General features: G+C 36.5%; 3 protein-coding genes. All 3 read right to left on the bottom strand.

What is annotated here, in order from left to right:
* On the bottom strand, positions 1-195 hold a 195-nt coding region (locus tag JZI27_RS24795), incomplete at its 3' end, for a hypothetical protein (RefSeq protein WP_280209830.1).
* Positions 196-288: 93 nt separating this feature from the next.
* Positions 289-696 (bottom strand): DUF5412 family protein, encoded by a 408-nt coding sequence (locus JZI27_RS24790; RefSeq protein ID WP_122911449.1) that lies wholly within the window; start codon positions 694-696, stop codon positions 289-291.
* 909 nt (positions 697-1,605) lie between these two features.
* On the bottom strand, positions 1,606-1,934 hold a 329-nt coding region (locus tag JZI27_RS24785), incomplete at its 5' end, for a transposase (protein ID WP_280209828.1).

The following is a 1,934-nucleotide window of genomic DNA, read 5'->3' as shown; positions in this document are numbered from 1 at the left end:
GGTGGATTGATTTTTGCCATGGTGGTCAATTTTTTGATGAGCACGGTGGTCAACATTTTGATTGACATTCACATCTGGATTACTTGGGTTGTTTCCTAAATCGCATGGACACAGAATTTGACTATCTATTTGATGTTCTGCATACCTTCGATTTCCGTCACTTTTGGCGCTGACGGTTTGCATTTTGGTTTGCAAGTAAGAAGCCCTTCTCAATCCGAGATGGCTACTTACATTGGCGAAAACAAGAAAATTGATTTCTTATAGAATTATCTAATAAAGAGTATGAATTTATTCCCATCTGTAATCATATACGTCATTCGGTACTACTAGTTCTACTCCGTTAATAACAACAGTATTATTATCTACCCAACGAATCTCTACAGAATGTTGATTATTTTTAAAGTAAATATTCTTAGTTCTATTGTGTTCCTTGTTGAAAATTAATTCCGCAACCACTGAATAAGATGTTGTTGCCCCGGAATCTGATAAATATGCTTTAACAGTATAAAAACCATTTGGAGAGATTTTTTCCTCAATCATTAAACTCTTGGGTAGCCTATTTATATCAAAGAACATCCAGTAAACCCCATAACCTAAAACACCGAATAATATTACTGTAAATCCTGTTAATAATATATACACCTTTCTCTTAATCCTTTTTGCCTCAATACCACTTCTCAATTCTTGTTTGTCCATTTTTCATTACCTCCCTTGTATCTGCGTTTCTCGTAACTCCTTTTCCATCTCTGATCTACCTATTTTTCCCCTTAGATATGAATATTTCATCATTCATTTTTGTTATAAAAGTCAGCATGATCGAATTGTACTGTCAGATATTTATTTGCAAATTTCCAAAAATGGGACCGTAAAAAACTTAAGTGGTTATAAATTTTTCAAGCTGCTTTTAGTTTTTTTGGATGTGACAAAAAGGGTAGATGTGAGTAGTACAATGGCAGGCAAATAATCATGAGTAGTTAATCTGAATACCCGAGACACACATGTTATCACCCCCATAATAGACTTTAAATAAAGGGTTGCTTCTCTTTATTCTAATTTGCTCGTCCATTTTAGCTGTAATATCGTCGAAAATCATCCTTAGCATATCTACTCTCACAACCATACAAAAGATGATGCCAACACGCCGCCATGCTATCGAAAAATTCACTTTACCTGTAGCTCGGAGTAATGGAACTTCAAGTTATCGCTGTCAACGACGCAATACATCAATTTGAATCCCATTAGCATCCGTTTTGATTCCATGATTTCAAACGTTTTTCTACAACATCCTTGGAGAACATTCAAAGTGACAACCTCCATTCCTTGGAAATTGGCTGGACAATCGAAAAACTTCTCCATTTCTGGGTATAGTCCCTTTTTATATCTGAAATTCCTTCTGTTTCAAAAGCTCTAGTTAACGAAAAATGCTCACTATGGAACATAGTAAGAATTATCACTAGCGTTGCATAAAAAATGTGTTTGTGACTTGTCGAAGTATTCTGAATGAAATCTTCAGCTTCCCAACCAAAAACGACAGCAACCAAGCAAAAGGTAGCTCTATTGGTAGTTTTATACATTTATTGCATTAGTGACAACGACAACCAACACCTAATTCCTTTTCTGTCGCCCTCTTGATGTTCGTTTGGACTGGTAATTCATTCTACCAATCCATTGTTCAAACGTTTGCCAGAGAAATACTTTGAGCCATCTGCTGATTTGCAACAAGCTGTGCTGACTGTTCTGTTCCAGTTTGACAAGGAGCAACAAACAGTAGGCAATGAGCGCGAGAAACACCTGGTTTCGCACTGCATTTTCACTCGTTCCGTAGAAGTTCTTGATCTTTACATGCTGTTTGATCCATTTGATTTGCCAACGCCAACGATAGATGTCGCTTAGTTCTTCTGCTTCCAGGTCGAATCGATTCGTAATGATTCGAA

Source organism: Brevibacillus sp. AY1, from assembly GCF_029870785.1.
Taxonomy (GTDB): Bacteria; Bacillota; Bacilli; order Brevibacillales; family Brevibacillaceae; genus Brevibacillus; species Brevibacillus invocatus.
The sequence above is the reverse complement of the archived record's forward strand: the minus strand, read 5'-3'. Positions and strand labels throughout refer to the sequence as shown.

What these genes read in the sequence shown, in the direction of transcription:
- JZI27_RS24790 (WP_122911449.1), bottom strand. Translation starts at nt 696, where the DNA reads ATGGACAAACAAGAATTGAGAAGTGGTATTGAGGCAAAAAGGATTAAG.